At 70.8% G+C, this 21,602-nt stretch carries 21 protein-coding genes and 1 pseudogene; 18 read left to right on the forward strand and 4 right to left on the reverse strand.

What is annotated here, in order from left to right:
* The 5 genes and pseudogenes from J7E93_RS30695 to J7E93_RS30715 all read left to right on the forward strand — a co-directional run.
* A pseudogene (locus J7E93_RS30695) lies at window positions 1-649 on the forward strand (serine/threonine protein kinase); the annotation flags it as partial.
* Window positions 650-760: 111 nt separating this feature from the next.
* On the forward strand, window positions 761-1,960 hold the full coding sequence (gene mqnC / locus J7E93_RS30700; protein WP_215073288.1) for a cyclic dehypoxanthinyl futalosine synthase: 1,200 nt from the start codon (window positions 761-763) through the stop codon (window positions 1,958-1,960).
* A 7-nt stretch (window positions 1,961-1,967) separates the two neighbouring features.
* Complete coding sequence (locus J7E93_RS30705; protein WP_215073289.1) at window positions 1,968-2,621, forward strand: hypothetical protein; 654 nt, start codon at window positions 1,968-1,970, stop codon at window positions 2,619-2,621.
* A gap of 18 nt (window positions 2,622-2,639) precedes the next feature.
* Complete coding sequence (locus J7E93_RS30710; RefSeq protein ID WP_215073290.1) at window positions 2,640-2,975, forward strand: hypothetical protein; 336 nt, start codon at window positions 2,640-2,642, stop codon at window positions 2,973-2,975.
* Window positions 2,976-3,032: 57 nt separating this feature from the next.
* The gene (locus J7E93_RS30715) at window positions 3,033-3,728 is read left to right on the forward strand and encodes a demethylmenaquinone methyltransferase (protein WP_215073291.1); all 696 of its coding nucleotides are present in this window, start codon (window positions 3,033-3,035) and stop codon (window positions 3,726-3,728) included.
* An 11-nt stretch (window positions 3,729-3,739) separates the two neighbouring features.
* Here the strand turns inward: J7E93_RS30715 and J7E93_RS30720 are convergent, their stop codons facing one another.
* Both J7E93_RS30720 and J7E93_RS30725 read right to left on the reverse strand, forming a co-directional pair.
* Window positions 3,740-5,236 (reverse strand): phosphodiester glycosidase family protein, encoded by a 1,497-nt coding sequence (locus J7E93_RS30720; protein WP_215073292.1) that lies wholly within the window; start codon window positions 5,234-5,236, stop codon window positions 3,740-3,742.
* Complete coding sequence (locus J7E93_RS30725) at window positions 5,233-5,955, reverse strand: peptidase inhibitor family I36 protein (RefSeq protein WP_215073293.1); 723 nt, start codon at window positions 5,953-5,955, stop codon at window positions 5,233-5,235. Before J7E93_RS30725 ends, J7E93_RS30720 begins: the two co-directional genes overlap by 4 nt.
* A 116-nt stretch (window positions 5,956-6,071) precedes the next feature.
* On the opposite strand from J7E93_RS30725, the gene J7E93_RS30730 reads away from it, so the two are divergent.
* Window positions 6,072-7,358 carry a geranylgeranyl reductase family protein gene (locus J7E93_RS30730; protein WP_215073294.1) on the forward strand — a complete coding sequence of 429 codons (1,287 nt, stop codon included), beginning with the start codon at window positions 6,072-6,074 and terminating at the stop codon, window positions 7,356-7,358.
* On the opposite strand, the gene J7E93_RS30735 is transcribed toward J7E93_RS30730, so the two are convergent.
* The gene (locus tag J7E93_RS30735; protein WP_215073295.1) at window positions 7,324-8,316 is read right to left on the reverse strand and encodes a helix-turn-helix domain-containing protein; all 993 of its coding nucleotides are present in this window, start codon (window positions 8,314-8,316) and stop codon (window positions 7,324-7,326) included. The genes J7E93_RS30730 and J7E93_RS30735 overlap by 35 nt on opposite strands.
* An 85-nt stretch (window positions 8,317-8,401) precedes the next feature.
* Here J7E93_RS30735 and J7E93_RS30740 point away from each other — a divergent pair, with 85 nt between their 5' ends.
* Window positions 8,402-9,277: an NAD(P)-dependent oxidoreductase gene (locus J7E93_RS30740; protein WP_215073296.1), complete on the forward strand. Its 876-nt coding sequence runs from the start codon at window positions 8,402-8,404 to the stop codon at window positions 9,275-9,277.
* A gap of 79 nt (window positions 9,278-9,356) precedes the next feature.
* Here J7E93_RS30740 and J7E93_RS30745 read toward each other — a convergent pair whose 3' ends face one another.
* Complete coding sequence (locus J7E93_RS30745) at window positions 9,357-10,181, reverse strand: C40 family peptidase (protein WP_215073297.1); 825 nt, start codon at window positions 10,179-10,181, stop codon at window positions 9,357-9,359.
* A 690-nt stretch (window positions 10,182-10,871) separates the two neighbouring features.
* Between J7E93_RS30745 and J7E93_RS30750 the strand changes: the two genes are divergently transcribed.
* From J7E93_RS30750 to nuoK, 11 genes are all read left to right on the forward strand, one after another.
* Window positions 10,872-11,231, forward strand: coding sequence for an NADH-quinone oxidoreductase subunit A (locus tag J7E93_RS30750; RefSeq protein WP_215073298.1), 360 nt, complete (start codon window positions 10,872-10,874; stop codon window positions 11,229-11,231).
* Between the two features lie 18 nt (window positions 11,232-11,249).
* On the forward strand, window positions 11,250-11,804 hold the full coding sequence (locus tag J7E93_RS30755; RefSeq protein WP_215073299.1) for an NADH-quinone oxidoreductase subunit B family protein: 555 nt from the start codon (window positions 11,250-11,252) through the stop codon (window positions 11,802-11,804).
* A 112-nt stretch (window positions 11,805-11,916) separates the two neighbouring features.
* The gene (locus J7E93_RS30760) at window positions 11,917-12,648 is read left to right on the forward strand and encodes an NADH-quinone oxidoreductase subunit C (RefSeq protein ID WP_215073300.1); all 732 of its coding nucleotides are present in this window, start codon (window positions 11,917-11,919) and stop codon (window positions 12,646-12,648) included.
* Window positions 12,645-13,967 (forward strand): NADH-quinone oxidoreductase subunit D, encoded by a 1,323-nt coding sequence (locus J7E93_RS30765; protein ID WP_215073301.1) that lies wholly within the window; start codon window positions 12,645-12,647, stop codon window positions 13,965-13,967. The genes J7E93_RS30760 and J7E93_RS30765 overlap by 4 nt, the downstream gene beginning before the upstream one ends.
* Window positions 13,964-14,707, forward strand: coding sequence for an NADH-quinone oxidoreductase subunit NuoE (nuoE, locus tag J7E93_RS30770; RefSeq protein WP_215073302.1), 744 nt, complete (start codon window positions 13,964-13,966; stop codon window positions 14,705-14,707). Before J7E93_RS30765 ends, nuoE begins: the two co-directional genes overlap by 4 nt.
* Complete coding sequence (nuoF, locus tag J7E93_RS30775; protein ID WP_215073303.1) at window positions 14,707-16,056, forward strand: NADH-quinone oxidoreductase subunit NuoF; 1,350 nt, start codon at window positions 14,707-14,709, stop codon at window positions 16,054-16,056. The genes nuoE and nuoF overlap by 1 nt, the downstream gene beginning before the upstream one ends.
* Window positions 16,053-18,536, forward strand: coding sequence for an NADH-quinone oxidoreductase subunit G (locus J7E93_RS30780; protein ID WP_215073304.1), 2,484 nt, complete (start codon window positions 16,053-16,055; stop codon window positions 18,534-18,536). Before nuoF ends, J7E93_RS30780 begins: the two co-directional genes overlap by 4 nt.
* Entirely contained in the window at window positions 18,533-19,894 is a 1,362-nt protein-coding gene (gene nuoH, locus J7E93_RS30785; protein ID WP_215073305.1) for an NADH-quinone oxidoreductase subunit NuoH, read from the forward strand. The genes J7E93_RS30780 and nuoH overlap by 4 nt, the downstream gene beginning before the upstream one ends.
* On the forward strand, window positions 19,869-20,465 hold the full coding sequence (gene nuoI / locus J7E93_RS30790; protein ID WP_215073306.1) for an NADH-quinone oxidoreductase subunit NuoI: 597 nt from the start codon (window positions 19,869-19,871) through the stop codon (window positions 20,463-20,465). The genes nuoH and nuoI overlap by 26 nt, the downstream gene beginning before the upstream one ends.
* Window positions 20,462-21,304: an NADH-quinone oxidoreductase subunit J gene (locus tag J7E93_RS30795; protein WP_215073307.1), complete on the forward strand. Its 843-nt coding sequence runs from the start codon at window positions 20,462-20,464 to the stop codon at window positions 21,302-21,304. The genes nuoI and J7E93_RS30795 overlap by 4 nt, the downstream gene beginning before the upstream one ends.
* Window positions 21,301-21,600 carry an NADH-quinone oxidoreductase subunit NuoK gene (nuoK, locus tag J7E93_RS30800; RefSeq protein WP_069927518.1) on the forward strand — a complete coding sequence of 100 codons (300 nt, stop codon included), beginning with the start codon at window positions 21,301-21,303 and terminating at the stop codon, window positions 21,598-21,600. The genes J7E93_RS30795 and nuoK overlap by 4 nt, the downstream gene beginning before the upstream one ends.
* Window positions 21,601-21,602: the final 2 nt, after the last annotated feature.

Here is a 21,602-nt window from a genome sequence, read left to right on the forward strand (position 1 = left end):
CCCCGGCGGGCCGCCGGCCGCGCCGGGCGCGCCCACGGAGACCGGCGTGCCCCAGCCCCGTACCACCCGGGAGGACGGCGGCGGCCGGAAGCTCTCCCTCTCCCTCGCCGCCGGGCGCCGGGTCAGCTGCACCGTCGCGCTCGCCGTCACCACCGCGCTCGCCGCCGTGACCCTCGGGGCCGGCTACCTCCTCGACCTGATGCCCGGCGGAGTCCGCGACGCCGAAGCCGACAAGACCGGCGCACGCCCCTCGACCCCTCCGGCGGCCACCGCACCCGCCGGATCCGTACCCGCCGCCTTCGTCGGCAGCTGGACCGGCCCCACCACCGAGCGCAACGGCTCCCCGCACGGCGACTTCACCGCCGTCATCGGCAAGGGGAAGATCGGTGAGGAGATCGTCCGCACCAGCCACGTCATCAGCGTCCTCGGCACCACCGTGAAGTGCCACGGCGTCGGCCGGCTCACCGCCGCCACCGCCACCGAGCTGCGCATCACGGAACGCACCGACCCCGCCCGCCCCAGCACCGCGGGCCTGTGCACGACCGGCACCTCCTCCTTCACCCTCACCCTCGGCACCGACGGCGCCCTCGCGTACCGCTCCGAGGAAGAGGCCGCAGGCCGCCCGACCGGCACCCTGCGAAAGTCCTGACATCCCCTGGCGTAGGCTGGTTCGGCCCGCCCACCCGCCTCCCACCAGCACCCCGGCCGAGGCGCTGCGCGGCACACCTTCAGATTCCACCCTCCGAAAGGGACTCACCCGGTGACCGAGAAGGCCGACCTTCAGTCCGTCCTCGACCGCGCCGCAGAGGGTGGCCGGATCACCCCCGAGGAGGCGCTCGACCTCTACCGCTCGGCGCCCCTGCACGCGCTGGGCGCCGCCGCCGACGCCGTACGACGCCGCCGGTACGCGGGTACGGAGCACATCGCGACGTACATCATCGAGCGCAACATCAACTACACCAACGTGTGCGTCACGGCCTGCAAGTTCTGCGCCTTCTACGCGCCGCCGAAGGACACCGCCAAGGGCTGGACCCGCGACCTCGACGACATCCTGCGCCGCTGCGCGGAGACCGTGGAGCTCGGCGGCACCCAGATCATGTTCCAGGGCGGCCACCACCCCGACTACGGCGTCGAGTACTACGAGAAGCACTTCGCCGCCATCAAGCAGGCGTTCCCGCAGCTGGTCATCCACTCCCTCGGCGCGTCCGAGGTCGAGCACATGGCCCGTATCTCCAAGGTGTCGGTGGAGGAGGCCGTCCAGCGCATCCACGCGGCCGGTCTCGACTCCTTCGCCGGCGCGGGCGCGGAGCTGCTGCCCGCGCGGCCGCGCAAGGCGATCGCCCCGCTCAAGGAGAGCGGCGAGCGGTGGCTGGAGATCATGGAGATCGCGCACGGTCTGGGCGTCGAGTCCACGTCCACGATGCTCATGGGCACCGGCGAGACGAACGCCGAGCGGATCGAGCACCTGCGGATGATCCGCGACGTGCAGGACCGGACGGGCGGCTTCCGGGCCTTCATCCCGTACACGTACCAGCCCGAGAACAACCACCTCAAGGGCCGTACGCAGGCCACGCTCTTCGAGTACCTGCGGATGATCGCGATCGCGCGGCTCTTCATGGACAACATCGCCCACATCCAGGGCTCGTGGCTCACCACGGGCAAGGAGGTCGGCCAGCTGTCGCTGCACTACGGCGCCGATGACCTGGGCTCGATCATGCTGGAGGAGAACGTGGTCTCCTCGGCCGGCGCGAAGCACCGCTCGAACCGCATGGAGATCATCGACCTGATCCGCAAGGCGGGCCGGGTGCCGGCGCAGCGCGCCACGACGTACGAGCACCTCGTCGTCCACGACGACCCGGCGAACGACCCGGTCGACGAGCGCGTCGCCTCGCACATCTCCTCCACGGCGATCGAGGGCGGCACCGCCCACCCCGAGCTGAAGCTCCTGAACGCCAACTGACGCTCCCTTGCTGACGATCCACGCGGCGGAGCTGCTGCTGCCCGGCGGCGGCCACGCGCCCGTGCCGGGCGGCGCCGTCGCCGTGCGGGGCGCGGAGATCGCCGCCCTCGGCCCGTACGAGGAGGTGGCGGCCCGTCACCCCGGCGCGCGGGTGCGCCGCTGGCCGGGCGTCCTGACGCCGGGGCTGCGCCAGTGGCACGGGCACTGGCTGCTCACCCGGGTCTACCACCCGGACCCGCGCGAGGCGGACGAACTGGGCACCGCCCCCCTCGTGGGGCCGGCCTTCGACGCCCTGGCACCCGACGCGGCCCGGATGGCGGGCAGCGTGCGGCGTGGCATCCAGCGGATGATGGCGCACGGCACGACCCATGTGGGCCTCGGGGCCGGGCCGGCCGAGGTGCGGCAGGCCGTGGCGAGGGCCGGGCTGCGGGAGGTGCCGAAGGCGTCGGTGCTCGCCCCGCCCGTCTGGGACGGGCCCGACCTCGACCCCTTCGTCGAGGGGTACGACCTGGCGGGCGCGGTGCACGGCCCGCTGACCGTGGGCGGCCTCGCCGATCTCGCCGCCTTCGACGTCGCCGACGAGACCGACCTCGTCGCCCGCGGCGCGGCCACCTGCGTGGCCACCGTGCTCGGCGGCCGCCTGGTCTACCGCGCCCGCTGACCGGCCGGGAACCTGCCGGTGCGGCCGCCCCGTTGCGGCGGCAGCTCGCTGTGGCCCTGTCGGCTCACCCGGTCCGGCGGCTCACCCGGTCCGGCGGGCCTGGGCCCGACCCGGGGTCGTACCGGCCTGCCCCGCACCGGCCTGCTCCGTACCGGCCTGCTCCGTACCGGCCTGCCCCGCACCGGCCCGCTCCGCACCGGCCTGTCCCGTACCGGCCCGCTCCGTACGGGCCTGCCCCGTACCGGCATGCCCCGCACCGGCCCGCTCCGCACCGGCCTGTCCCGTACCGGCCCGCTCCGTACGGGCCTGCCCCGTACCGGCATGCCCCGCACCGGACCCGTGGGGCCCGCCTGAGAGAATGGCCGGGTTGTCTCCGTACCGCCCGTACCGATTCTGCGAGGCCGAACGCCAGTGACCCGCGCAACCCTGGACAAGCAGCCGCACGAAGTCGCCTCGATGTTCGACGACGTGGCGGCGAACTACGACCTGACCAACGACGTGCTCTCGCTCGGCCAGGACCGGCGCTGGCGCAAGGAGGTCGCCAAGGCGGTCGACGCCCGCCCCGCGCAGAAGGTCCTCGACCTGGCCGCCGGGACCGGCACGTCGTCGCTGCCGTTCGCGGCCACCGGCGCGTACGTCGTCCCGTGCGACTTCTCGCTCGGGATGCTGCGCGAGGGCAAGAAGCGGCACGGCTGGCTGCCGCTGACGGCCGGCGACGGGACGAAGCTGCCCTTCCGCGACGACGTCTTCGACGCGGTGACGATCTCCTTCGGGCTGCGCAACATCCAGGACACCGAGGCGGCGCTGCGCGAGCTGTACCGGGTGACGAAGCCGGGCGGCCGGGTCGTCATCTGCGAGTTCTCGCACCCGACGTGGGCGCCGTTCCGCACGGTGTACGAGGAGTACCTGATGCGCGCGCTGCCGCCGGTGGCCCGCGCGGTCTCCTCCAACCCGGACGCGTACGTCTACCTCGCCGAGTCCATCCAGTCCTGGCCGGACCAGCCGACCCTCGCGCAGTTGCTGCAGAAGTCCGGCTGGTCCCAGGTGGCCTGGCGGAACCTGACCGGCGGGATCGTGGCGCTCCACCGGGGGTTCAAGCAGGCGTAAGGCGGCCGCGGCTACTTCTTGTACATGCCGTAGCCGCTGATCCCGGCGTACACCGCGTCGGAGACGGCCCGGTGCACGTACACGCCGTTCACCCGGTCCGTCGGCGGGGTGCGCACGGTGGTGCCGTTGATGGTGCCGGTGGTGCTGTCGGCGGTGGCGGTGATCAGGGTCGCCGAGCCGCCGCCGTCGAGGTTGAGCGCGTCGATCAGGCCGAGCTCCTCCGAGTCCAGGAGCTCGCCGAACGCGTGCAGCCACGCGCCGTCCTCGTGGGTCGTGGTGTTGTCCGCCTGGGGCTGTCCCGTCAGGGTGACGAGCACCGTGTGGCCGCGCACGTTCGTGCCGAGGGCGACCCGAGAGTCGGTGCAGATCGTGGTGCCCGGGGTGGCGCCGGGGCCCTGCTGGCCGCAGGTGTCGACGAGTTCGGGCACGATGGCGCCGTCGCGCAGGAGCTGGTGGAAGGAGCTCACGACGTCGACCGAGGGGTCCAGCGGGATCTCCCGGCCGAACCGGGTGTCGATCAGCTTCTGGGAGACCTCCAGGTGGGTGCCCACGAGCGCGTGGGTGCTCAGCCAGGTGGCACCGGTGCCGACGCCCTGCAGGATGCGGCCGCCGGACGGCACCCGGACCTGGACGGTGCTGCCCTTGCCGCCGCCCCGGCCCGCGTGGGCCGCCGTCACCTTGCCCGTGGAGTCGAGGACGACCTCGTAGCCGGGGTCGTCGTCGGTGGTGATGGTCGCGTCGAGGTCCGGCTTCGGCACCGGGTACTTGTAGTCCGAGGTGAACAGGACGATCTCGTCGGCGTCGGTGTAGACCCCCCTCTGGTGGGTGATCGACTCGTCGACGAGCCTGTCGTCCTTGTCGCGGCCGCAGCCGCGGGCGCGTCCGGGGTCCCGGTTGATGTCGTCGAAGGCCATGGCGGGGGAGCCGTCGGCCGCCTGCAGGCTGAGCTGCGTGCGCAGCTTGGTGATGTACGGGACGCCGTACTGGATCACGGCGCCTGACGTGCCCTGGCCCCCGCCGTAGCAACTGGAGCTGTGCAGGACGCCGTCGGTGACCGAGACGCCCATGTGCTGGAGGGTGAGGGGCAACGCCTCCCGCAGGTCCGGGTGCGACGGCTCCGACTTGAACAGGCTGCCGTTGACGCCGGCCACGGGGTGCCGGGAGGCCACCGAACTGACCCCGGCGAGCTGGTCGGCGACCGTCTCGGCCAGGCCGTCGCCCGCGCCGACGGTGCTCGACAGGTCGAGCGGGGCGGCGGTGGGGTCGATCTCGACGACCTGGAGGAGGCGGGGTCTGGTGCGGTTCTCCAGGTTCTTCTCGGTCCAGTTGGTGACCGTGATCCCGGCGGGAAGCTTGTCGGCGCCCGCCACCGGGGTCTGTACCCAGTTCGCGGCGAGCGGGCTCACCACGGCGTCCGCCGCGCTGGAGGCGGTGACGGTGGAGGTGGTCAGGACGAGGGCGGCGGTCAGGGCGGCGGCGGCGAGGGCCGGGCGCAGGGGCGTGGTCACTGGCACTCCGAGGTTCCGTTGACGAGCTCGTGGGAGCGGAACGTGCCCGCGAACGGAGCGGGGACGGTGACGCTCTGGCCGCGCAGCACGACGTACGCGCCGTAGGTCGTGGTGCCCTGGGTCCAGGTGCCGTTGTACTTGTCGGTCGGGTAGAAGCAGAGGTGCTTGGCCGTGCGGTTGAACACGGACGCGGAGGCGACCTCGGGGCCGTAGCTGTTGCCGTAGTTCTGGGTGAGGGCGTCGACCTGCGGGTTGTGGACCGTCATCGCGCCGCGCCCGTTGCGCTCGGCGAAGGTGCAGACCTTGCCGTCCGCGCAGCGCTCGTAGCCGGTGAAGCACAGCGCGCGGGTGGGCACCAGCTTGTACGAGCCGACGACCCAGCGGGTGCCGTTCTCGACATACTCGTCGCCGTTGCCCGGCTTGACGGTCTGGAGACCGCCGCCGTACTCGGGCTTGCCGTACATGCAGGCCCACATGCCGGTGTTGTTCTTGACGGAGAGGATGGTGCCGGCGTCCCGCTCGGCCTTGGCGCCCTCGGCGACGTCCGTGCGGGTGCCGGTGCCGCCGCTGCCGTCGTAGAGGCAGAACCGTCCCTGCGGGCAGTCTTCGAAGGGGAGCGCGTCGGCGTTCGCGGGCAGGACGAGGAACGCCGAGCAGAGGAGGGCGAGGACCGCTGTGATCAGCGATCCGCGCCGTATGTGTGTACGGGTGATGGTCACGCCTGATCATCTCGTACGGAGGGTGGCCCTCCGGACACTGCCCGACGGGCCCCCATAGACTGCCCCGGTACGTCCGTACCGCCCCCCTACCGCCCTAGTCTTCGGGAGTATCCGCCGTGACCGAGCAGCCCCTCTCCGAGCACAGCGCAGATGTGATCGTCGTCGGGGCGGGCCCGGCCGGCTCGACCACCGCGTACTACCTCGCCAAGGCCGGACTCGACGTTCTGCTCCTGGAGAAGACCGCGTTCCCCCGCGAGAAGGTCTGCGGCGACGGGCTCACCCCGCGCGCCACCAAGCAGCTCGTCTCCATGGGGATCGACATCTCCGAGGAGGCGGGCTGGCTGCGCAACAAGGGCCTGCGGATCATCGGCGGCGGCGTCCGGCTCCAGCTCGACTGGCCGGATCTCGCCTCGTACCCGGACTACGGACTCGTCCGCAAGCGGGACGACTTCGACGAGCAGCTCGCGCGGCAGGCGCAGAAGGCCGGCGCGCGGCTGTACGAGCGGTGCAACGTCGGCGCCCCGATCGTCGACGACCGCACCGGCCGGATCACCGGCGTGCACGCCAAGCTCGGCGAGGAGAAGCGCGAGGTCACCTTCCACGCGCCGCTCGTCGTCGCCGCCGACGGCAACTCGACCCGGCTGTCCCTCGCCATGGGCCTGCACCGGCGGGAGGACCGGCCGATGGGCGTGGCGGTACGGACGTACTTCACCAGCCCCCGCCACGACGACGACTACCTGGAGTCGTGGCTGGAGCTCTGGGACCGGCGCGGTCCGCAGGACCGGCTGCTCCCCGGCTACGGCTGGATCTTCGGCATGGGCGACGGCACGTCCAACGTCGGCCTCGGCATCCTGAACTCGTCCGCCGCCTTCAAGGAGCTGGACTGGCGCGAGGTCCTCAAGGCGTGGTGCGCCTCCATGCCGGAGGACTGGGGCTTCACCCCGGACAACATGACGATGCCGATCCGCGGCGCCGCCCTCCCGATGGCCTTCAACCGCCAGCCGCACTACACCAAGGGCCTGCTGCTCGTCGGCGACGCCGGCGGACTGGTCAACCCGTTCAACGGCGAGGGCATCGCGTACGCGATGGAGTCAGGCCAGATCGCGGCCGACGTCATCGTCCAGGCGCACGCCCGGGCGACCCCGGCCCAGCGCGAACTGGCGCTGCACCACTACCCGAAGATCCTGAAGGACACCTACGGCGGGTACTACACGCTCGGCCGGGCCTTCGTGAAGATCATCGGCAACCCGAAGATCATGAAGATCGCGACGCAGCGGGGTCTGTCCCACCCGGTGCTGATGAAGTTCACGCTGAAGATGCTGGCGAACCTGACCGACCCGACGGGCGGCGACGCGATGGACCGCATCATCAACGGCCTGTCGAAGGTGGCCCCGAAGGCCTGAACGCCCGGCGGTAGTCGCTCGGCGAGACCCCGACGGTACGGGTGAAGTGGCGCCGCAGGTTGGCCGCCGTACCGAGCCCGCTGTGATCGCCGATCTGCTCGACGGGCAGGTCGGTCGATTCGAGCAGCGTCTGTGCGCGGGCCACCCGCTGCTGGAGCAGCCACTGCAGCGGTGTGGTCCCGCAGGCCTCCTGGAGGCGGCGGTGGAAGGTGCGCGGGCTCATCCGGGCCCGCCGCGCCAGCTCCTCGACGGTCAGCGGCCGGGCGAGGTTCTCCGTGGCCCACTGGAGTACGGGGCCGAGGCGGTCGTCCTCGTTCGGGGGCAGCGGCGCCTCGATGAACTGGGCCTGGCCCCCGGCGCGGTGGGCGGGGACGACCAGACGCCGGGCCAGCTGTCCGGCGACCGTGGCGCCGAGGTCCTTCCGTACGAGATGCAGACAGAGATCGAGCGCGGCGGTGGCCCCGGCGCTCGTCGACACGCCTCCCTCGTCCGTGTAGAGCACGGAGTCGTCGACCAGGACCGCCGGGTGGCGGGCGGCGAGCTGGGCGGTGTGCTGCCAGTGGGCGGTGGCCCGGCGTCCGTCGAGGAGACCGGCCGCGGCGAGTGCGAACGCGCCCGTGCACAGCGACACCATCCGCGCCCCGGACGCGGCGGCCGCGCGCAAGGCGTCCACCAGCTCGGCCGGCACCTCCTCGCCGTCCTCCACGACCGCGTCGGGGACGGACGGCACGATGACCGTGTCCGCGCCGGCGAGCCCTTCGAGGCCGTACTCCGTCCGCAGCGAGAACACTCCCGGCCCCGCCTCCCCGCACAGCCGCAGCTCGTACCAGGGGTCGGCCAGGTCCGGTTGCGGGTTGCCGAAGACGGCGCAGGCGATGGCGATCTCGTACAGCTCCCACAGCGATGTCCCGATCCGCCGGTCCGGTACGACGGCGACGGCGACCACTCCCGCACTCATGATCGCGACCCTATGGCAGGAATGGTGCGGGCGCCGTCAGTCCTGCCACTGTCGGCCGGATTCCGCCGCTGCGAGCGTGGACCGCATGAACGAACAGAACGTCAGGACCCCCGTCAGCGTGATCGGCCTCGGGCAGATGGGCGCGGCGCTCGCCGCCGCCTTCCTGGAGGCCGGACACCCCACCACCGTCTGGAACCGGACCCCCGCCAAGGCCGACCCCCTCGTGGCCCGCGGCGCCACCCGCGCCGCCACGGTCGCCGAGGCGGTCGCCGCGAGCGGCCTGGTCGTCGTCTGCGTCCTCGACTACGCCGCCGTACGGACGCTCCTCGACCCGGTGGCCGGTTCGCTGCGCGGCAGGGTCCTCGTCAACCTCACGACCGGCTCGCCCGAACAGGCCCGCGCGGAGGCGCAGTGGGCGGCGGACCACGGCATCGGCTATCTCGACGGGGGCGTCATGACGACCCCGCCGGGGATCGGCGACAGCGCCCACATGATCCTCTACGCGGGCGGGCCTGAGCTGCTCGCCCGGCACCGCGCGACCCTGGCCGTGCTCGGCGACCCGGTCGACCTCGGCGCGGACGCGGGGCTCGCCTCGCTCTACGACGCCGGACTGCTCGGGCTCATGTGGTCGGTCTTCGGCGGCTGGCTGCACGCCACCGCTCTCACCGGCGCGGACGGGGTGGCGGCCCGGGACTTCACGGCGATCGCCACCCGCTGGCTGAAGACGGTCTCCTGGTTCATGACCGGGTACGCCGAGCAGATCGACGAGGGCGAGTATCCGGGCGCGGACGCCACCATCGACGTCCAGGTGGCGGCCATCGGGCATCTGCTGCACGCGGGGGAGGAGCGCGGTGTCGACGGGCGGCTGCCGCGGCTGCACCTGGAGCTGATGCGGGGCGCGGTCGAGGCGGGGCACGGTGGGGACAGCTACGCCCGGCTCATCGAGGCATTCCGGAAGTAATCACCCATAGGTGGATATACCGAAGGGCCGTCGCTCCCCCGAGGAGTGACGGCCCTTCACCGTGGAAGAGGTGCCGGGGTCAGAGGATCCGCACGGCGCCGGACGGGGTGTCCCAGTCCAGGGAGCGCTCGACGACGCCGGTGGACGAGTTCTGGGCGCCGACGTACATGCCGCCGCCCACGTAGATCGCCACGTGGTACGAGCCGCTGCGGCTGCCCCAGTAGAGGATGTCGCCCGGCTGGAGGTTGCTCAGCGAGACGGAGGTGCCCATGCTCGACTGCGAGCTGGAGACGCGGGGCAGGTCGATGTTGGCCTGGCGGTAGGCGGCCTGGACGAGACCGGAGCAGTCCCAGGAGTTGGGACCGGTGCCACCGGAGACGTAGGCGTCGCCGATCTGGGCGCGGGCGAAGGCGACGATCGCCGCGGCGGAGCCGGAGGGAGCCTGCGTGCTGCTGTCGCTGCTGAACGACGAGCCGCTGTCGTCGTCCGAGGCGGCGGAGAGCTGCGTGCGCGCCTGGGTGCGGGACGCGCGCTCCTGGGCCTCGGCGCGGGCCTTCTCGGCCCTCTCGGCCTCGGCCTTGCGGTCCGCCTCGGCCTTGGCCTTCCTGGCGTCCTGGGCGGCCTTGGCGATGGCGGCGTCCTCCTGGGCCCGCAGGCTCAGGTCGAGGGCCTCCTGCTGGGATGCCTCGGCGGAGGCGGAGACGGCGCTCGCCAGCTCGGTGTCGATCGAGCCGATCGTGGGCATCTCGATGGTCTCGGTCACCGGCTCGGCATTCGCCGGCCCGGCAGCACCGGCCACCGCGATGGTGCTGAGGACGCCACCGGCAACTCCGGCACGGAGCGCGAGCTTCGAGGCGCTGCGGCGGGGTTTCCGGTGGCTGGGTATGTGAGCGGTGTGGGACATGAGTACAACCGCTATCAGGGCTTCACGGTTCCCTTCAAGAAACGTGGGTTGCGCCACAGTTACGTCTGGAACCACTTAATCCGCTTTCCTGGCACCCTTATTGACGCCGTAACGGGCAATTCGGGCACCCGTCATCAGGCCCTTGATCACGGGTTTTCCGCGAAACGTCCGAATTGACCGGCGCTTACCACCTCTTCACGCGGTTGGCCAAGCCCCACACTTGACGGGGTGTGAGTGAAGTGGCGCAGGTCACACCGGACCAACTCCCGGGCTCCGCTCGGCGTTCGTGAACGCGCGAATGCGTCCACTTCGCTCCCCACGGCCCCCCGGCCGAGTGGGGTGAGCCCTCTATCACCCGTGCGAGTCCATCGCGAATTTGCCTGTAGTCACCATCGTTTGATAGGGCAAGGCGGCTCCGACCAGCGACAACCTGCCCGCATGTCACGGCTCGTGCTCACTTGACTACTTCTCGTATGAAGATCACCGTTCATCCGAATTCATGATCGTTCGCCTCGTGGTGGAGATCACAAAGTCCTTGTCGTACCCCGTGTCGCAGATCACAGATCGACGGGCATAGGATGCGTGGCAAACGGGCTTGTGAACTGCCTCACATGTACGCGATCTTCGAGGCGGCGAGACGAATGCCCGCTGCGGTCCAACGGTCAAGGACGACTGGAAGGAGCGAGGAGCGTGAATGCGTACGCGCCCATCCTCGTGCTCGGCTCCCTCGGGGCAGGGTTTGCGATCTTCTCCGTGGTCATGGCCACGCTAATCGGCCCAAAGCGGTACAACAGGGCCAAGCTTGAGGCGTACGAGTGCGGCATCGAGCCGACGCCCACTCCCGCCGGAGGCGGCCGCTTCCCGATCAAGTACTACCTCACGGCGATGCTCTTCATCGTCTTCGACATCGAGATCGTCTTCCTCTATCCCTGGGCCGTCACCTTCGACGCCCTGGGGCTTTTCGGGCTCGTGGAGATGCTGCTCTTCGTGCTCACCGTCTTCGTCGCCTACGCCTATGTGTGGCGGCGCGGCGGCCTGGAATGGGACTGAGGGGCTGGGAGCACAGTCATGGGAATCGAAGAGAAGCTGCCGAGCGGTTTCCTGCTGACGACGGTCGAACAGGCCGCGGGCTGGGTGCGCAAGTCGTCCGTCTTCCCCGCGACCTTCGGCCTCGCCTGCTGCGCCATCGAGATGATGACCACCGGCGCGGGCCGCTACGACCTCGCGCGCTTCGGCATGGAGGTCTTCCGCGGCTCACCGCGCCAGGCCGACCTGATGATCGTGGCCGGCCGGGTCAGCCAGAAGATGGCGCCCGTGCTGCGGCAGGTCTATGACCAGATGCCCAACCCCAAGTGGGTCATCTCCATGGGGGTCTGCGCGTCTTCGGGTGGGATGTTCAACAATTACGCGATTGTGCAGGGCGTTGATCACATTGTTCCGGTTGACATCTATTTGCCGGGCTGCCCGCCGCGCCCGGAGATGCTGATGGACGCGATCCTCAAGCTCCACCAGAAGATCCAGGGCTCCAAGCTCGGCGTGAACGCGGCGGAGGCGGCCCGCGAGGCGGAGGAGGCGGCGCTCAAGGCGCTGCCGACGATCGAGATGAAGGGTCTGCTGAGGTGACCGGCGCACGCCCGGCCGCCGGGCCGCAGACGACAGCGAAGGCCGCGCCTCTGCTCCCCCCACCTTCGGCGGGTGGTGCCCCCAGCGCGGGCGGAGAAGGGAACGGTCAGCAGTGAGTGACGAGACACCCAATCCTGACAAGGACCTCAGCGAACAGAACCTGCCCGGTCAGCGCGGGGACCACGGTGAGGAGGTCCGCGTCCAGCGCGGGATGTTCGGTGCCCAGAGCGGCGCCGACACCAGCGGCTACAGCGGACTCGTCCGCTCCGTCCGGCTGCCCGGCCCGGCCGTCCGCCCCTACGGCGGCTGGTTCGACGAGGTCGCCGACGAGCTCGAAGGCGCCCTCGACGAGCAGGGCCTCCTCCCCGAGAACGCCATCGAGAAGACGGTCGTCGACCGCGGCGAGCTCACCTTCCACATCGCCCGCGAGCACCTCGTCCGGGTCGCCCGCACCCTGCGCGACGACCCAGCGCTGCGCTTCGAGCTCTGTACGGGCGTCTCCGGCGTCCACTACCCGGGCGACAAGGGCCGCGAGCTGCACGCCGTGTACCACCTGCGCTCGCTCACCCACGGCCGGCTGATCCGCCTGGAGGTCGCCGCCCCCGACGCCGACCCGCACATCCCGTCCCTCGTCGCGGTCTACCCGACGAACGACTGGCACGAGCGCGAGACGTACGACTTCTTCGGCATCGTCTTCGACGGCCACCCCGCCCTCACCCGGATCATGATGCCGGACGACTGGCAGGGCTTCCCGCAGCGCAAGGACTACCCCCTCGGCGGAATCCCCGTCGAGTACAAGGGCGCCCAGATCCCGGCTCCGGACCAGCGGAGGTCGTACTCGTGACCACCCCATCTGCAAGCGCGCGCGAGACCACCGAGGGGACCGTCTACACGGTCACCGGCGGCGACTGGGAGGAGGTCGTCCAGTCCGCCGCCAAGGCCGACGACGAGCGGATCATCGTCAACATGGGCCCCCAGCACCCGTCCACGCACGGCGTGCTCCGGCTCATCCTGGAGATCGACGGCGAGACCGTCACTGAGGCCCGCTGCGGCATCGGCTACCTCCACACCGGCATCGAGAAGAACCTCGAGTACCGGACCTGGACGCAGGGCACCACCTTCGTCACGCGCATGGACTACCTCACCTCGTTCTACAACGAGACGGCGTACTGCCTGGGCGTCGAGAAGCTGCTCGGCATCACCGACCAGATCCCGGACCGGGCGAGCGTCGTCCGCGTCCTGCTCATGGAGCTCAACCGGCTCTCCTCCCACCTGGTGTGCATCGCCACCGGCGGTATGGAGCTGGGCGCGACCACGATCATGATCTACGGCTTCCGGGACCGCGAGATGATCCTGGACCTGTACGAGCTGATCACCGGCCTGCGCATGAACCACGCGTTCATCCGCCCCGGCGGCCTCGCCCAGGACCTCCCGCCCGGCGCGGTCGACGCCGTGCGCGAGTTCGTGAAGACCATGAAGAAGAACCTGCCGGAGTACGACAAGCTCGCCACCGGCAACCCCATCTTCAAGGCCCGGATGCAGGACGTCGGCTACCTCGACCTCGCCGGCTGCATGGCGCTGGGCGCCACCGGACCGATCCTGCGCGCGGCGGGCCTCCCGCACGACCTGCGCAAGACCGACCCGTACTGCGGCTACGAGAACTACGAGTTCGACGTCCCGACCGCCGACAGCTGCGACTCCTACGGGCGCTTCCTCATCCGCCTTGAGGAGATGCGGCAGTCCCTGCGGATCGTCGAACAGTGCCTGGACCGGCTGGCGCCCGGCCCGGTCATGGTCGCGGACAAGAAGATCGCCTGGCCCGCCCAGCTCGCGCTCGGCCCGGACGGACTCGGCAACTCCCTCGACCACATCAAGAAGATCATGGGCACCTCCATGGAGGCCCTGATCCACCACTTCAAGCTGGTGACCGAGGGATTCCGCGTCCCGGCCGGACAGGCCTACGCGGCCGTCGAGTCCCCCAAGGGCGAGCTCGGCGCACACGTCGTCAGCGACGGCGGCACCCGCCCCTACCGGGTCCACTTCCGCGACCCGTCCTTCACCAACCTGCAGGCCATGGCGGCGATGTGCGAGGGCGGCCAGGTCGCCGACGTCATCGTCGCCGTCGCGTCCATCGACCCCGTGATGGGAGGCGTCGACCGATGACGGACGGACAGACCAGTCTCGGGATGCCCCAGCTCCCCGCCCCCGACTACCCGGCCGAGGTACGCGCCCGGCTGGAGGCGGACGCCAAGGAGATCATCGCCCGCTACCCGGGGTCCCGCTCCGCGCTCCTGCCGATGCTGCACCTCGTGCAGTCGGAGGAGGGCCATGTGACGCGTACCGGCATGAAGTTCTGCGCCGAGCTCCTCGGCCTGACCACCGCCGAGGTCACGGCGGTGGCCACCTTCTACACGATGTACCGCCGCAAGCCGTCGGGCGACTACCAGGTCGGCGTGTGCACCAACACCCTCTGCGCCGTGATGGGCGGCGACGCCATCTTCGAGGAGCTGAAGCAGCACCTCGGCGTCGGCAACGAGGGGACGACACCCGACGGCAAGATCACGCTCGAGCACATCGAGTGCAACGCGGCCTGCGACTTCGCGCCCGTGGTGATGGTCAACTGGGAGTTCTTCGACAACCAGACGCCCGAGTCCGCCAAGAACATGGTCGACGACCTGCGGGCGGGCCGTCCCGTCGAGCCGACCCGCGGCGCCCCCCTGTGCACCTTCAAGGAGACCGCCCGCATCCTGGCCGGCTTCCCCGACGAGCGCGAGGGGGCCGTCCAGGCCACCGGGGGGGCCGGCCCGGCCTCGCTCGTCGGGCTGCGGCTGGCCAAGGGCGAGACCCCGCACCACACGATCGGCCACCCGCGCGGCGAAGCAGCCGGTGGGGAGGGGGAGTGATGACCTTGGCACCCGAGCTGAGCAACAGCAGCCCCGAGAAGCTTCTCGCCCCGGTCCTGTCGGCGTTCTGGGACCAGCCCGACTCCTGGACGCTGGACACCTACCGGAGGCACGAGGGGTACGAAGGGCTGAGGAAGGCCCTCGCGATGTCGCCCGACGACCTCATCGCGTACGTCAAGGACTCCGGCCTCCGCGGCAGGGGCGGCGCCGGCTTCCCCACCGGGATGAAGTGGCAGTTCATCCCGCAGGGCGACGGCAAGCCGCACTACCTCGTCGTCAACGCCGACGAGTCCGAGCCGGGGACCTGCAAGGACATCCCGCTCCTCTTCGCCAACCCGCACTCCCTCATCGAGGGCATCGTGATCGCCTGCTACGCGATCCGCTCGAACCACGCCTTCATCTATCTGCGCGGCGAGGTCGTCCCCGTCCTGCGCCGGCTCCACGAGGCCGTCCGCGAGGCCTACGAGGCCGGCTACCTCGGCGAGAACATCCTCGGCAGCGGACTCGACCTCGAACTCACCGTGCACGCGGGCGCCGGAGCGTACATCTGCGGCGAGGAGACCGCCCTGCTCGACTCGCTCGAAGGACGGCGCGGACAGCCCCGGCTGCGGCCCCCCTTCCCCGCGGTCGCCGGTCTGTACGCCTGCCCCACCGTGGTGAACAACGTCGAGTCCATCGCCTCCGTTCCCGCGATCCTCAACCGGGGCAAGGACTGGTTCAAGTCGATGGGCAGCGAGAAGTCCCCGGGCTTCACGCTGTACTCGCTGAGCGGGCACGTCGCCTCGCCCGGCCAGTACGAGGCCCCGCTCGGGATCACCCTGCGCCAGCTCCTCGACATGAGCGGCGGCATGCGGCGCGGCCACCGGCTGAAGTTCTGGACCCCCGGCGGCTCCTCCACCCCGATGTTCACCGACGAGCACCTCGACGTGCCCCTGGACTACGAGGGCGTCGGCGCGGCCGGCTCCATGCTCGGCACCAAGGCGCTCCAGTGCTTCGACGAGACCACCTGCGTGGTGCGGGCCGTGACCCGGTGGACCGAGTTCTACGCCCACGAGTCCTGCGGCAAGTGCACCCCGTGCCGTGAGGGCACCTACTGGCTGGTGCAGTTGCTCCGCGACATCGAGGCGGGCAAGGGCACGATGTCGGACCTCGACAAGCTGAACGACATCGCCGACAACATCAACGGCAAGTCGTTCTGCGCGCTCGGCGACGGCGCCGCCTCCCCGATCTTCTCCTCGCTGAAGTACTTCCGCGAGGAGTACGAGCAGCACATCACCGGCCGGGGCTGCCCCTTCGACCCGGCCAAGTCGACCGCCTGGGCGGACAACCACAAGGAGGTGACCGCATGACCGTCCCCGCGACCACGTCCGCCGGCGGCGGCAGCGCGGCGGTACCGCCGCCCGAGGACCTCGTCACGCTGACCATCGACGGCGCAGAGATCTCCGTCCCCAAGGGGACCCTGGTCATCCGCGCCGCCGAACAGCTCGGCATCGAGATCCCCCGCTTCTGCGACCACCCGCTCCTCGACCCGGCCGGCGCCTGCCGCCAGTGCATCGTCGAGGTCGAGGGCCAGCGCAAGCCGATGGCCTCCTGCACCATCACCTGCACCGACGGCATGGTGGTGAAGTCGCAGCTGACCAGTCCGGTCGCTGAGAAGGCCCAGCACGGCGTGATGGAGCTGCTGCTCATCAACCACCCGCTGGACTGCCCGGTCTGCGACAAGGGCGGCGAGTGCCCGCTGCAGAACCAGGCGATGTCCCACGGCCGGGCCGAGTCCCGCTTCGACGGACAGAAGCGGACCTACGAGAAGCCGGTGCCGATCTCCACCCAGGTGCTGCTCGACCGCGAGCGGTGCGTGCTGTGCGCGCGCTGCACCCGCTTCTCCAACCAGGTCGCCGGCGACCCGATGATCGAGCTGATCGAGCGCGGCGCGCTCCAGCAGGTCGGCACCGGCGAGGGCGACCCCTTCGAGTCGTACTTCTCCGGCAACACCATCCAGATCTGCCCGGTCGGCGCGCTCACCTCGGCGGCGTACCGCTTCCGCTCGCGCCCCTTCGACCTGGTGTCCTCGCCGAGCGTCTGCGAGCACTGCGCCGGCGGCTGCGCCACGCGCACCGACCACCGGCGCGGCAAGGTCATGCGGCGGCTCGCGGCCGAGGACCCCGAGGTCAACGAGGAGTGGGTGTGCGACAAGGGCCGGTTCGGCTTCCGGTACGCGCAGCAGCGCGACCGGTTCACCACGCCGCTCGTACGCAATGAGGAGGGGGTCCTCGAACCCGCCTCCTGGCCCGAGGCCCTGGAGGTGGCCGCCCGCGGCCTGGTCCGCGGCCGCACCGGCGTCCTGGCCGGCGGCCGGCTGACCGTCGAGGACTCCTACGCGTACGCCAAGTTCGCCCGGGTCGCCCTCCACACCAACGACGTCGACTTCCGGGCCCGCGTCCACTCCGGTGAGGAGGCCGACTTCCTGGCTTCCGCCGTGGCCGGGCACGGACGGGACCTGGACGGCAGCGGGGTCACGTACACCTCGCTGGAGGCCGCACCGGCCGTCCTGCTCGTCGGCTTCGAGTCCGAGGAGGAGGCGCCCGGTGTCTTCCTGCGGCTGCGCAAGGCGTGGCGCAAGAAGGGCCAGAAGACCTACGCGCTCGCCTCGCACGCCACCCGGGGCCTGGTGAAGGCGGGCGGCACGCTGCTGCCGGCCGCTCCCGGCACCGAGACCGAGTGGCTGGACGCGCTCACCTCACGGGTCGGCCTCGACGTGGCCGGCACGGACGCGGCCGAGGCGCTGCGGCAGGACGGCGCGGTCATCGTGGTCGGCGAGCGGCTCGCCGCCGTGCCGGGCGGGCTGACCGCGGCCGTCCGGACCGCGACGGCGACCGGAGCGACACTGGTGTGGATCCCGCGCCGGGCGGGCGAGCGCGGCGCGCTCGAAGCCGGCGCGATCCCCACGCTGCTGCCCGGCGGCCGCCCGGCGACCGACCCGCGCGCGCGGGAGGAGGTCGCGGCCGCCTGGGGCGTACGCGAACTGCCGCACGGCTACGGCCGCGACACCGGCCAGATCGTGGAGGCCGCCGCCACCGGCGAACTGGGCGCGCTGCTCGTCGGCGGCGTCGAGGTCCGCGACCTGCCGGACCCGGCACGCGCGCGTGAGGCCCTCGACGCGGCCTTCGTCGTCTCCCTGGAGCTGCGGCCGAGCGAGGTCACCGAGCGGGCCGACGTGGTCCTCCCGGTCGCCGCGGTCGCCGAGAAGGCGGGCACCTTCCTCAACTGGGAGGGCAGGGCGCGTCCCTTCGAGGCGGCGCTCAAGCCCGAGCAGATGACCCGGCGCCTCGCGCCCGCGGACGCCCGCGTGCTCCACATGCTCGCGGACGCCCTCGACGCCCACCTGGCGCTGCCCGATCTGAAGGCGGTACGACGGGAGATGGACCGGCTCGGCGGCTGGACCGGCGAGCGGGCCTCCGAGCCCGTGGAGCCCGCGCAGCCCGCGCCGCGGCCCGCCGAGGGCGAGGCCGTCCTCGCCGGACACCGGCTCCTGCTCGACCTCGGCAGGCTGCAGGAGGGCGACACGGCCCTGGCCGGCACCCGGCACGCGGCCCTCGCGCACCTCTCGGCCGCCACCGCCGCCGAGACGGGCGTGAAGGACGGCGACGTCCTCGCCGTGACCGGCCCGGCGGGCTCCGTCCGCTTCCCGCTCCAGGTCACCGAGATGCCCGACCGCGTGGTCTGGCTCCCGCTGAACTCGACCGGCGGCGGCGTCCTCTCCGACACCGGCGCCCACCCGGGCGACCTGGTCCGCATCGGTCCCGCGGCTTCGACGGAGGTGCAGGCATGACCACGCTGCTCGCCGCTGAAGACCTGTCCATGTTCGGCACGGACCCCTGGTGGCTCGTCGCGATCAAGGCCGTCTTCTGCTTCGCCTTCCTGATGATCACCGTGCTCTTCTCCATCGTGTGGGAGCGCAAGGTCGTCGCCTGGATGCAGCTGCGCATCGGCCCCAACCGGCACGGCCCCTGGGGTCTCCTCCAGTCCCTCGCGGACGGCATCAAGCTGATGCTGAAGGAGGACGTCGTCGTCAAGCGCGCCGACAAGGTCGTCTACATCCTCGCGCCGATCATCGCCGCGGCCCCGGCGTTCATGGCGATCGCCGTGATCCCCTTCGGCCCGGCCGGCAACGAGGTCTCGATCTTCGGCCACCGCACCACGATGCAGCTGACCGACCTGCCGATCGCCATGCTGTACGTCCTGGCCATCGCGTCCGTCGGTATCTACGGCATCGTGCTCGCCGGCTGGTCCTCCGGCTCGACGTACCCGCTCCTGGGCGGGCTGCGGTCCTGCGCGCAGATGATCTCGTACGAGATCGCCATGGGCGCCGCGTTCGCCTCCGTCTTCCTGTACTCCGGGTCGATGTCGACCTCGGCGATCGTGGAGGCGCAGGCGGACCGCTGGTTCATCATCCTGCTGCCGGTCTCCTTCATCATCTACGTGGTCACGATGGTCGGCGAGACCAACCGCGCCCCGTTCGACATGCCGGAGTCCGAGGGCGACCTGGTCGGCGGCTTCAACACCGAGTACTCCTCCATCAAGTTCGCGATGTTCATGCTCGCCGAGTACGTGAACATGGTGACGGTCTCGGCCGTGTCGGTGACGCTGTTCCTCGGCGGCTGGCGGGCCCCGTACCCGATCTCCACGTTCTGGGAGGGCGCGAACCACGGCTGGTGGCCGATGCTCTGGTTCGTCCTCAAGGTGCAGCTGCTGCTCTTCTTCTTCATCTGGCTGCGCGGCACGCTGCCCCGCGTCCGCTACGACCAGCTGATGAAGCTCGGCTGGAAGGTCCTCATCCCGGTCTCGGTGGTCTGGCTGATGCTGGTCGCCACCGTCCGCGCGCTGCGGAACGCGAACTACGACTTCCAGACGATCGTGCTCTATGTCGCCGGGGCGGTCCTAGCCGTGCTGCTCCTCTCCTTCATCGCGGACATGTTCCGCGACAAGAAGGCGAAGGGCGCGGCGGAACAGGCCGGGCCCGAGGCCCCGTTCGACCCGATGGCCGGCGGGTTCCCCGTACCGCCGCTGCCCGGACAGTCCCTGCCGCCGGTGCCACGGCGACGGCCCCGGCACGACCGGGACCTCGTTGTCAGTGGCGCCGCCGATACTGCTACTGAGAGTGATGGAAAGGAGACGGACGGTGTCTGATTTCCAGAATCCGGTGGCCGGCTTCGGCGTGACCTTCAAGGCCATGTTCAAGAAGCGGTTGACCGAGCAGTACCCGGAGCAGCAGAAGACGACGGCGCCGCGCTTCCATGGCCGGCACCAGCTCAACCGTCACCCCGACGGTCTCGAGAAGTGCGTCGGCTGCGAGCTGTGCGCCTGGGCCTGCCCCGCGGACGCCATCTACGTGGAGGGCGCGGACAACACCGACGAGGAGCGCTACTCCCCGGGCGAGCGGTACGGCGTGGTCTACCAGATCAACTACGCCCGCTGCATCCTGTGCGGGCTGTGCATCGAGGCCTGCCCGACGCGGGCGCTGACGATGACCAACGAGTTCGAACTGGCCGACTCCTCCCGCGAGAACCTGATCTACACCAAGGAGCAGCTCCTCGCGGGCCTGGAGGAGGGCATGGTCGACACGCCGCACGCCATCTACCCGGGCATGGACGAGCAGGACTACTACCGGGGTCTCGTCACCGAGGCCGCCCCCGGCACGGTCCGGCAGGTCGCCACGTCCAAGGGGGAGAAGGGCGAGCCGGAAGAGGTGGACGCATGAGCGCCGACCTCGCCGCGACGACTCTCGCGGCGTACACCACCTCGTCCGGCGAGGCCTTCCAGTTCTGGGTCCTCGGCACCGTCGCCGTCGTCGGCGCGCTGTGCACGGTCCTGATGAAGAAGGCCGTCCACAGCGCCCTCTGCCTCGCCGCCACCATGATCGTCCTGGCGGTCTTCTACCTCGCCAACGGCGCGTACTTCCTCGGCATCGTCCAGATCGTCGTCTACACCGGCGCGATCATGATGCTCTTCCTCTTCGTCGTCATGCTGGTCGGTGTCACGGCCGCGGACTCGCTGAAGGAGACCATCAAGGGGCAGCGCTGGTGGGCCGCGGTCTGCGGCCTCGGCTTCGGCGTCCTGCTCGTCGCCGGGATCGGCCGCGCCTCCCTGACGGAGTTCAACGGCCTCGGCGCGGCCAACGCGGCGTACGGCGGCAATGTCGAGGGCCTCGCCGCCCTCATCTTCACCAAGTACGTCTTCGCCTTCGAGATCACCGGCGCGCTGCTCATCACCGCGGCCGTCGGCGCGATGGTGCTCACCCACCGGGAGCGCACCGAGAAGGCCCGCACCCAGCGCGAGCTCTCCGAACAGCGGGTCCGCGAAGGCAAGCACGTACCGCCGCTGCCCGCGCCCGGCGTCTACGCCCGGCACAACGCGGTGGACATCGCCGGTCTGCTGCCCGACGGCACGCCCGCCGAGCTGACCGTGATGCAGACCCTGCGCAAGCGCGGCCAGATCCGTGACGTGTCCACCGAGGCGCTGGCCGACCTCAAGGCCCTTGAGCAGAGCTCCGAGGAGCGGCTCGGCCGGGACCGGGACGAAGAGGAGGCCACCCGGTGAATCCCGTCAACTATCTCTATCTCGCCGCCCTGTTGTTCACCATCGGCGCGGCCGGGGTGCTGATCCGGCGCAACGCGATCGTGGTCTTCATGTGCGTCGAGCTGATGCTCAACGCCTGCAACCTCGCGTTCGTCGCCTTCTCCCGGATGCACGGCAATCTCGACGGCCAGATCATCGCCTTCTTCACGATGGTCGTGGCCGCCGCGGAGGTCGTGGTCGGGCTCGCGATCATCGTGTCGCTGTTCCGTTCCCGCCACTCGGCCTCGGTCGACGACGCCAGCCTGATGAAGCTGTGAGG

It is taken from the genome of Streptomyces sp. ISL-36 (assembly GCF_018614205.1).
Taxonomy (GTDB): Bacteria; Actinomycetota; Actinomycetes; order Streptomycetales; family Streptomycetaceae; genus Streptomyces.

What these genes read in the sequence shown, in the direction of transcription:
- J7E93_RS30735 (WP_215073295.1), bottom strand. Translation starts at nt 8,316, where the DNA reads ATGAGTGCGGGAGTGGTCGCCGTCGCCGTCGTACCGGACCGGCGGATC.
- J7E93_RS30740 (WP_215073296.1), top strand. Translation starts at nt 8,402, where the DNA reads ATGAACGAACAGAACGTCAGGACCCCCGTCAGCGTGATCGGCCTCGGG.
- J7E93_RS30745 (WP_215073297.1), bottom strand. Translation starts at nt 10,181, where the DNA reads ATGTCCCACACCGCTCACATACCCAGCCACCGGAAACCCCGCCGCAGC.
- J7E93_RS30755 (WP_215073299.1), top strand. Translation starts at nt 11,250, where the DNA reads ATGGGAATCGAAGAGAAGCTGCCGAGCGGTTTCCTGCTGACGACGGTC.
- nuoE (WP_215073302.1), top strand. Translation starts at nt 13,964, where the DNA reads ATGACGGACGGACAGACCAGTCTCGGGATGCCCCAGCTCCCCGCCCCC.
- nuoF (WP_215073303.1), top strand. Translation starts at nt 14,707, where the DNA reads ATGACCTTGGCACCCGAGCTGAGCAACAGCAGCCCCGAGAAGCTTCTC.
- J7E93_RS30780 (WP_215073304.1), top strand. Translation starts at nt 16,053, where the DNA reads ATGACCGTCCCCGCGACCACGTCCGCCGGCGGCGGCAGCGCGGCGGTA.
- nuoH (WP_215073305.1), top strand. Translation starts at nt 18,533, where the DNA reads ATGACCACGCTGCTCGCCGCTGAAGACCTGTCCATGTTCGGCACGGAC.
- nuoI (WP_215073306.1), top strand. Translation starts at nt 19,869, where the DNA reads ATGGAAAGGAGACGGACGGTGTCTGATTTCCAGAATCCGGTGGCCGGC.
- J7E93_RS30795 (WP_215073307.1), top strand. Translation starts at nt 20,462, where the DNA reads ATGAGCGCCGACCTCGCCGCGACGACTCTCGCGGCGTACACCACCTCG.